The sequence below is a fragment of the Caballeronia sp. M23-90 genome, assembly GCF_053574605.1.
Genome location: NZ_JBSIPA010000268.1, coordinates 1 through 9,023 on the forward strand (window position 1 = coordinate 1; position 9,023 = coordinate 9,023).

Consider the following 9,023-nt stretch of genomic DNA (forward strand, 5'->3'; position numbering starts at 1 on the left):
TGCCACGCGATAAACCGGGTGCTCATGCCCGGCGAGCGCAAATGCGCCCGCCACGCGCTGCGGGTAATGACACAAAGCCCACGGCCCCAGCCGATACGGCTCGTCGACCACCTCCATGCCCAGCGCCTCAGGCGGTCCGCCGGCATGACGATCGTGATTGCCTTCCACCAAGATGAGTCGCAAACCGGCATGCCGCGAACGCCACTCGGCGAGCGCGCGTAGCGTCGCTGCCGCATGCGATTCCCTCGCGTGCAGCAGATCGCCCAGGAAGACGACGCAAACCGGTCGATGCATCGAAATCAACACATCGAGACGGCCAAGCGTTTCCGCGGTCGATCCTTCCGGCACCGGAATTCCGCGCGCGCGAAACACGGCGTCCTTGCCGAAATGCGCATCGGCGACAAACAACGTCTTGAGCACCGGATCGAATGCCGCGCGTGCCGCCGACAACACCAGCGCATGCCCGCCAACGTCCACCGTCAATGCTTCGATCATCATGCACGCGCCGCCTTTTCCAGGTCGGCGAGCATGCGCGCGACGCGATCCGAGAGCTTTTCGGTACTCACTTTCTCGCGAAGCCGCGCGATGATCAGCGGGAATGCAAACGGCGTCGGCTTCTTCGGATGCGTGAGCGCGAGGCGGCTCGTGCTCATGCTTTGAAGCGCGGCGCGCATACGTTCAAGTTCGAGTTCCTGCAACATCACTTCTTCCTCGGCCTGCGCGAGCAGCAGGTTGTCGCTGTCGTGCTGGCGAAAAACTTCATAGAACAATCCACTCGATGCCTGCAATTGCCGCGCGCTCTTCTGCTGCCCGGGATGACCCTGGAAGATCAGTCCGGATACGCGCGCAATCTCGCGAAAACGGCGCGCCGCGAGCTCGGACGAATTGAGGCTCGCAAGAATGTCGTGTTCGAGATTATCGGGCGAAAAGAGGCCTTCCTGAATCAGCGTTTCCCAGTCGAATGGTCGCGCCGAGAGCAACTCGAAGCCGTAATCATTCATCGATATGGAGAAAGTGCTCGGCTGATCGCGAGCGACGCGCCAGCCGATCAGCGACCCAAGACCGATGTGCGCCATGCGTCCCGCGAACGGATAACAAAACAGATGGTGCCCTTCGCGCGAACGGATCATCTCGACCAGCAGCACGCCCGGCTCCGGCAACGCGGACCACTTCGCCTGCAATTCGAGCAGCGGGCGCACGGCCAGCATTTCGGGTTCATCGTAGACGCCGTTGACGGCCCGCGCGAGCATCATCAGTGTAGCTTCGGCAAGTTCGGACGAAAGCGGCATGCGGCTGCCGGCCCATTGCGGCATCGCGCCGCGCGATGACGTCGCGCGCTTCACATACGCAGTCATGTCGCGCACGCGGATCAGTTCCAGCGCGCGTCCGCCGAAGGTGAAGACATCGCCGGGTTTCAGGCGCGAGATGAACGACTCTTCCATCGACCCGATCCGGCCGCCCGTCATGTACGCCACGTTGATGGTCGCGTTCGCGACGATCGTGCCGACATTGTTCCGGTGGCGCCGGACCAGGTCCTCACGCGGCACGCGATACACGCCGTCGGCATCGGGCGTCACGCGATGAAAGTCCGGGTACGCCGCGAGCGATGCGCCACCGCGCTCCACGAAGGCCAGCGCCCAATTGAATTCCTGCTGCGTGAGGTCGCGATACGCGTAGGTCGTGCGGACTTCGTCGAAGAGATCTGGCGCGTTGAAGCCCCCGCCAATGGCAATCGTCACCAGATGCTGCACGAGGACATCGAGCGGCTTGTAGGGCATCTCACGGCCTTCTATGTGCCGTTCTTCAACCGCCCATCGCGCGGCGGCGGCTTCCACGAGTTCGAGCGCGTGTGTCGGAACGATGGTCACGCGCGATGCGCGCCCCGGCGAATGTCCCGAGCGTCCCGCGCGCTGCATCAAACGTGCGACGCCCTTCGGCGAGCCGATCTGGAACACCCGGTCGACCGGCAGGAAGTCGACGCCGAGATCCAGGCTCGATGTACACACCACCGCTTTGAGCTGGCCGTTCTTCAGGCCCAGCTCGACCCATTCGCGGACTTCCTTGTCGAGCGAACCGTGATGCAGCGCGATCAGACCGGCCCAATCGGGCCGCAGGTCCAGCAGCGCCCTATACCAGATCTCCGACTGCGAGCGCGTGTTGGTGAAGACGAGCGAACTGCGCGCTTGATCGATTTCAGCGGCAACGGGTTCGACCTGCCTCACACCCAGATGACCGCCCCAGGGAAAGCGCTCGATGGTGTCAGGTATGAGCGTATCGACGATCAGCGTTTTCGGCTGCGCGCCGCGCACCGCAACGCGCGGCGTTTTCACGGGCGCGAGCAACGCGTCCTTCGCCAGTTCGAGATTGCCGAGCGTCGCCGATAAACCCCAGACCTGCAGCCCGGGCCGCCAGCGCGTGAGGCGTGCGATCGCAAGTTGCGTCTGCGTGCCGCGCTTGTTGCCGAGCAGCTCGTGCCATTCATCGACGACGACCAGCCGCACATGCTTCATTTCGTCGATGGCGTTTGCGCGCGTGAGCATCAGCGTGAGGCTCTCGGGCGTGGTCACAAGCGTCGATGGCATGCGTTTGTTCTGGCGTGCGCGTTCGGCGGATTGCGTGTCGCCGGTGCGCAAGCCGATGCTCCAGGGCACCGCGAGTTCGGTCACCGCGGTTTGCAGTGCGCGGGCGGTATCGGCGGCGAGGGCGCGCATCGGCGTGATCCATAACACGGTCAATGGCGCCGGAGCCTTTTGCTCACGTGCATACGCGGCCAATGCGCCGAGCCACACGGCCCAGGTTTTCCCCGCGCCCGTTGTTGCATGAAGAAGGCCGCTCGAACCGCTCTCGATTGCCTTCCATACTTCACGTTGAAACGGAAACGGCTGCCATGCATTGCGCTCGAACCACGCGGCGAGGCGTGTATCGAAAGGCGTGGTTTCAGCGTCCTGGTCGATCACCACAGGCACGGGCTGGAACAACTCGGCCAGGGCGTCCGCCTTCGCCTGCGCCGCGCGCGTTTTCGGCACCCGGCGTGGACGCGGCGAACGGCGTCTGGAATCAGCGGGCGTGCTCATTGGCCGGCTCCATCAAGAAAACCTTTGAGCATGGTGAGTGTATCGGCGTCGTCGATCTGCTTGTCCGTGCGCCACCGCAACATGCGCGGGAACCTCACCGCAATGCCCGATTTATGGCGCGGACTCGCTTGAATGCCTTCGAAGCCGATCTCGAATACGAGCGTCGGCGTGACGCTCCTCACAGGTCCGAATTTTTCGATGGTCGTCTTGCGCACGATCGCATCGACCTTGCGCATTTCTTCATCGGTGAGACCCGAATAGGCTTTTGAAAAGGGGACGAGTGAGCGCACGCCGTCGGCTTCGTCCCACACGGCGAACGTAAAGTCCGTGTACAGGCTCGCGCGCCTGCCATGACCGCGTTGCGCGTAGAGAAGAACGGCATCGATCGCATACGGCTCGACCTTCCATTTCCACCACGTCCCCGACGCCTTCGTGCGGCCGACGCCGTACATCGAATCGCGGCCTTTCAGCATCAGGCCTTCCACGCCGCGCCCGCGGCTTTCCTCGCGCAACGTGGCGAGCGCGGTCCAGTCGCCGGCGTTCACCAGGGGTGATACGCGCAGCAGATCCACCGCAAGTTCATTGGCCAGCGCATCGAGTTGCGTCCGCCGTTCAGTGAGCGGCGTCAGACGCAGGTCGCGACCATCGGCTTCGAGCAGATCGTACGCAAGAAAGGTGGCGGGCGAATCGGCCAGCACTTTCTTCGATAATGTCTTGCGCGTGATCCGCGGTTGCAGCCGCGCAAACGGCAACGGCGCATCGGCGCCCGGTTCCCACGCGAGAATTTCGCCATCGATCACTGTGCCATCGGCGAGCGCTTCACCCAATGCAGCGATCTCGGGGAAGCGGTCGGTGATGAGATCTTCGCCGCGCGACCAGAGCCACACGCGGCCGCCGCGCTTCACGAGTTGTGCACGAATCCCGTCCCACTTCCATTCGATAACCCAGTCCGCCGGCGTGCCAAGCGTTGCAGGATCGGCTTGCAACGGATGCGCGAGAAAGAAAGGATAGGGCAGGCCGATATCGCTTTCGTGAGGCGCTGCGGTTTCATCGTCGGACGACGTTTCGGGCGCGATCAGCCGGAGATAGCGCGCTGCATCCGGCGCCTGGCGCGAGTCGGTCCAGCCGACCATGCGTTGTGCAATGCGTTTGTGATCGACGCCCGCGACTTCCGCGAGGGCCCGCACGACGAGCTGACGCGCGACGCCGACACGAAACCCGCCGCCAATCAGCTTGGTCAGCAGGAAACGCTCGCTCCAGTCGAGTTCGTCCCAATAACTGAGCAGGCGCGTGCGAAGTTCGTCAGGTTCCAGGCCGCGCAAGGTCAGCACGCGGCCTTCGATCCATTGCGCCAAGCCGAGTTCGGACGTGCGTTGCGCCGGCGGCAAGATATGCGCGATGGTTTCGGCGAGATCGCCAACGGCCTGATACGACTCTTCGAACAGCCATTCGGGCAGGCGGGCCCGCTCGCGGGCGAACTCGGTGAGAAGGCGCGTAGGAACAGATTGGCGCGGCTTGCCGCCGCTCAGGAAATACGACGCCCAGGCGGCGTCCTCGGGTTCTGCCGCAGAGAAGTACGCGATCAGTGCTTCGAGTTTTTCTTTCGTCGATGTCGTGCCGTCGAGCGCGGTGTATAACGCGGCGAAGCGTTTCATTGGGACGCTGCCTCGGGTTCGGCGCTACCAGCGGCTTCGGCTGCGTCCGCTTCGATTGCGTCGTCGCCGTATTCGGTCGTGAACGCACCGGCTTCGAGTCCCTGTTCACGCAGCCACCGCACCATCGGTTCGATCTGGCCGTGCGTGACGATCACACGTTCCGCGCCCGTCGCACCGATCGCCTCCTGCAACCCCGGCCAGTCCGCATGATCGGACAGCACGAAACCGCGATCCAGGCCGCGCCGGCGCCGCGTGCCCCGCAGGCGCATCCAGCCGGAAGCGAACGCGTCGCTGTAGTCGCCAAAGCGCCGCATCCACGTGCTGCCTTGTGCCGACGGCGGCGCGACGACCAGCGCGCCCTTGAACACACCCTTGTCCTTGGCGGCGACATCACTGACAAGACGTGTTTCCGGCAAGGCCACGCCCGCTGCCCGATAAGCCCGGTTCAGCGGTTCCACGGCGCCATGACAAAAGATGGGACCGATACCTGCATCGATTCCGGCAAGAACCCGCTGCGCCTTGCCAAACGAATAGCAGAACAATACGGACGCGCGTCCCTCCGCCGCGTTATGCCGCCACCAGGAGTCGATACCGCCAAAAGTAACGTGCGACGGGTCCCATCGATAAATCGGCAAACCAAAAGTGGATTCCGTGATGAACGTGTCGCAGCGCACGGGTTCGAACGGTGTGCAAGTCGGGTCCGGGTCGACCTTGTAGTCGCCGGAAGCGACCCACACACGGCCGCCATGTTCCACACGGACTTGCGCCGAGCCCAGCACGTGGCCGGCGGGATGCAGTGAGACGGAGACGCCGTTAATGACAAGACGCTCCCCGTACGGAACGCCTTGTAATTCGATACCCGGCAGGCGCGATAGCAATACACCAACGCCCGCTTCTGCCGCAAGATAGCGCGCATGTCCGAAACGGGCGTGATCCGCATGGGCATGCGTGATGATTGCCCGATCGACCGGGCGCCACGGATCGATAAAGAAGTCGCCCGGCGGGCAATAAAGACCTTCCGGCCTCGCGACAATCAGATCTTTGAATGCGTCCAACCCGCCACCCGCTTGGAAAAGGGAGAAGTTGACCGGAAGTGGTCAACGTGGGTTTAATGGAAGCAAATCGTGTGCCTATTAAAACTCACGCATTTACTATCGATTCATTAATTCATATGAAGAATAAGAAAGATTGATAAAATATCGGCGTCAATCAAACGGTTGACATTTCAAATCATGTTAATTGCGCGTATTTAATATGCGCGGTAAGGATTGAAAGCTTAGAGAGTCGTTTGAATGGGCGAAGAACCATCGAACCACGCCTTTATGTTCTCGAGCGTCGTGTTTGCAATCTCGCTCAGGGCTTCATGCGTAAAGAACGCCTGATGAGAAGTAACGATCACATTTGGAAACGAGAGTAAGCGCGCAAGCACATCATCCTGGAGAAGATGATTCGAATGGTCCTCGAAGAAGAGTCCGCTTTCTTCTTCATAGACATCCAGGCCGAGATGGCCTAGCTGGCCGCTTTTTAGCGCATCGACAAGTGCGCTGCTGTCAATCAGTCCGCCGCGGCCTGTATTGATGAGCATTGCGCCATGTTTCATTTGCCCAAGCGCGGCTGCGTCGATCAAGTGATATGTCGAAGGCAGGAGAGGGCAATGCAGGCTGATAATATCGGATTGAGCCAGCAGCGCTTCAAGCGCCAGATACTGCGCTCCGGATGCAACCAGGTCCTGTGCGGGCGGTCCTGGATCGTGTGCCAGCAAAGTCATGCCGAAACCCGCCATGATTTTGCCGAACACACGTCCAATGACTCCTGTGCCGATAATCCCGAGCGTTTTGCCGTGCAGGTCGAAACCCAGCAAACCGTTGAGCGAGAAATCACCGTCGCGGGTACGTGCATAAGCGCGATGCAGCTTGCGATTAAGCGTGAGGATCAAACCAACTGCGTGCTCGGCAACCGCGTGCGGTGAATAGGCAGGAACGCGGACCACGCCGATTCCGAGCCGCTTTGCGGCGGCCAGATCGACGTGGTTGAAGCCGGCCGAGCGCAGCGCCACAAGTTGAGTGCCGCCGTCGCGAAGCGTCTCCAGGACAGCTTCGTCGACGACGTCATTCACAAATGGGCATACCACGTTGCAACCATGCGCGAGAACCGCCGTCTGCGCGTTGAGTTGCGATTCCTGAAACTGCAGGGCGTAGCCGAAAGCCGCGTTTGCCTCAGTGAAGACATCGCGATCGTATTGACGGCTGCTGAAGACGATCATTGAGATCGGCATCGAGTTGGCACCCCGTTGTCACGCAAACGTTTTAGTTAGCGATGGCACTCGCTGGATGGGCCATTGAAAGCCGGGCCAGGACACTGTCCGGAGCCTGCGGCACGCCGACTTCTCCGCCAGGACCCATATGCTCGAGCGTGTAGTCGATAAAAGCACGCGTCTTCGCTGGCAGATACTGACGTCCAGGATAAACGATCGACACCTTGACATCGGGGTCGTCGATTGCGTAGTCGCCAAGCACGCGCACCAGCGATCCGTCCTCCAGATCTTTCGCAACGACGCCTTCCGGAAGGATCGAGATGCCCATGTGCGCAAGCGTTCCGAGCCGCACCATCAGCGCGCTGTTGACCGTATAAACGGGCGCGAGCGTGACCTGGTCGGCACTGCCGTTGCTGCGATGCCGGAAGTGCCAGGTGGCGCTGCGCATCTCGCTCGGCAACGCAACGAACGAATGATGCAGCAGGTCGGCAGGTTGGCTGGGCGAGCCGTGCTCCTCGAGGTAAGCGGGCGTGGCGACCGGGATCAGCGTGTTGGTCGCGACCGGGCGTTCGACAAGCGCCGTGCTCGACACCATGAATGCGGTCACGATACCCACGTCGAAGCCGTCTTCGACCAGATCGACGTGACGCTCCGAAAGCGTAAGACGGACATTCACTTTCGGATAGACCTGCCGGAATCCGTCGATCAGCGGCGTAAGGGCCATTAACGAAAGCGATCCCGAAGCCACCACGCGCAGCGTGCCGCTGGGATCGCCCTCCGTATGGGCGACCATCGATTCCAGATGGTCGAGTTCCTCCAGTAGTGCACGGCACCCCTCGAGATAACGGGTACCGGCCTCTGTCAGTGAGAGGTTGCGAGTCGTTCGATTGATTAGCCGCGTACGCAAATGCGCTTCGAGCATCGCAATCGCCCGAGTGACAAGAGCGTTCGATACATCCAGTTGCTGCGCGGCCCGTCTGAAGCTCTCTGTTTCCGAGACTCGCACGAAAACCCGCATTGCATGAATCTGATTCATAACCCTTACCTCTCAGTGTCCTAAATAACGATGAACTGCTTCGCATATCACCCATGCGAGCAGCGTTTTTTTGATTTTCGGTATCGATCAACCGCATTGACACCTGTGCGGAATTGCAATATCTACTTTATTTCTTGTTTGCATTCCGCATTAACGTAAGACTTTCATATTTGCGGAGTCATTGCAATGAAAAATTACACTTAAGTGCTTTTTGGAATGGATCGTCAGATTTATGCATATTTTTGTTTCGCGGGCTGGACAGCGCCGATCAGTTTCTTGCAGTGCATTAAACGAAGAGTGGTTATTTTTGATCGAAACAATTGCTTAAGGCAGACAGTTGCTGGTTTCTGAACACGCGGAATGAGGTAAAACCGGCTCACGTTCCGTACTAAGTTCAGCTTCTCGCACAGTCACAAGAAGAGGCCCGTGTGACAATAAAATTCTTTTGAATCGGGCATGCCCAACTTGACAGGCTGCACGGACGCAGACGGCTCACTTAAAACTGTTTTAACCTGAAGGCGATAAAAATATTTAATCAAATCCTTAATTCGAATGGCGAGCCTTCTTTAATCGTTGCAAATCGATATTCAATCGAGGCGATAATTTCATGATATGGAACTTATTGGCGCGGCAACCCGAAATTGCTTTATTTGCCAGCTTGGCAATCGGGTTTTTCATCGGTTCTTTCAAGTTGGGCCCCATTCAGTTGGGAGGCGTGTGCGGAACGCTGATCGTTGCATTGATCCTGGGCCAGAGCGGCGCGCGGCTTTCGCCGGAACTGAAAAACATCGCTTTTGCACTGTTCATATTTGCGCTGGGTTTCACCGGCGGCCCGCAGTTCTTCGCCAACGTAGGGCGGGGCTGGCGTTACGGGCTTCTGTCGATTGTAGAAATTGTCGTCGTGCTTGGACTGGTGCTCGGCGCCGTTGCGCTGTTCAAACTGGATCGAGGGACAGCGGCCGGCCTCCTCGCGGGCGCGGCGACAGAATCCGCCGTGGTCGGCA

General features: G+C 60.1%; 7 protein-coding genes. 1 reads left to right on the top strand and 6 read right to left on the bottom strand.

Translation table 11 applies throughout. The features are described 5' to 3' along the window. The 6 genes from pdeM to ACRXB1_RS22880 form a co-directional block, all read right to left on the bottom strand. The coding region (gene pdeM / locus ACRXB1_RS22855) for a ligase-associated DNA damage response endonuclease PdeM (protein ID WP_449493306.1) at positions 1-498 on the bottom strand (498 nt) is incomplete at its 3' end. Further along, positions 495-3,074 carry a ligase-associated DNA damage response DEXH box helicase gene (locus ACRXB1_RS22860; protein WP_449493307.1) on the bottom strand — a complete coding sequence of 860 codons (2,580 nt, stop codon included), beginning with the start codon at positions 3,072-3,074 and terminating at the stop codon, positions 495-497. The genes pdeM and ACRXB1_RS22860, both read right to left, overlap by 4 nt. Then, positions 3,071-4,729 carry an ATP-dependent DNA ligase gene (locus tag ACRXB1_RS22865; RefSeq protein ID WP_449493308.1) on the bottom strand — a complete coding sequence of 553 codons (1,659 nt, stop codon included), beginning with the start codon at positions 4,727-4,729 and terminating at the stop codon, positions 3,071-3,073. The genes ACRXB1_RS22860 and ACRXB1_RS22865 overlap by 4 nt, the downstream gene beginning before the upstream one ends. Then, the gene (locus tag ACRXB1_RS22870) at positions 4,726-5,784 is read right to left on the bottom strand and encodes a ligase-associated DNA damage response exonuclease (protein ID WP_061998694.1); all 1,059 of its coding nucleotides are present in this window, start codon (positions 5,782-5,784) and stop codon (positions 4,726-4,728) included. The genes ACRXB1_RS22865 and ACRXB1_RS22870 overlap by 4 nt, the downstream gene beginning before the upstream one ends. Positions 5,785-6,005: 221 nt before the next feature. After that, positions 6,006-6,998, bottom strand: a complete 993-nt coding sequence (locus tag ACRXB1_RS22875; RefSeq protein WP_449493310.1) for a 2-hydroxyacid dehydrogenase — start codon at positions 6,996-6,998, stop codon at positions 6,006-6,008. Between the two features lie 37 nt (positions 6,999-7,035). Further along, positions 7,036-8,019: a LysR family transcriptional regulator gene (locus ACRXB1_RS22880; RefSeq protein ID WP_061998695.1), complete on the bottom strand. Its 984-nt coding sequence runs from the start codon at positions 8,017-8,019 to the stop codon at positions 7,036-7,038. A gap of 607 nt (positions 8,020-8,626) precedes the next feature. Between ACRXB1_RS22880 and ACRXB1_RS22885 the strand changes: the two genes are divergently transcribed. Beyond that, positions 8,627-9,023, top strand: a 397-nt coding sequence (locus ACRXB1_RS22885; RefSeq protein ID WP_449493309.1) for an aspartate-alanine antiporter-like transporter, incomplete at its 3' end; no start/stop codon positions are given.

Excerpts from the sequence above, each read along its gene's own strand:
- ACRXB1_RS22860 (WP_449493307.1), bottom strand. The coding sequence starts at position 3,074 with ATGAGCACGCCCGCTGATTCCAGACGCCGTTCGCCGCGTCCACGCCGG.
- ACRXB1_RS22865 (WP_449493308.1), bottom strand. The coding sequence starts at position 4,729 with ATGAAACGCTTCGCCGCGTTATACACCGCGCTCGACGGCACGACATCG.
- ACRXB1_RS22880 (WP_061998695.1), bottom strand. The coding sequence starts at position 8,019 with ATGAATCAGATTCATGCAATGCGGGTTTTCGTGCGAGTCTCGGAAACA.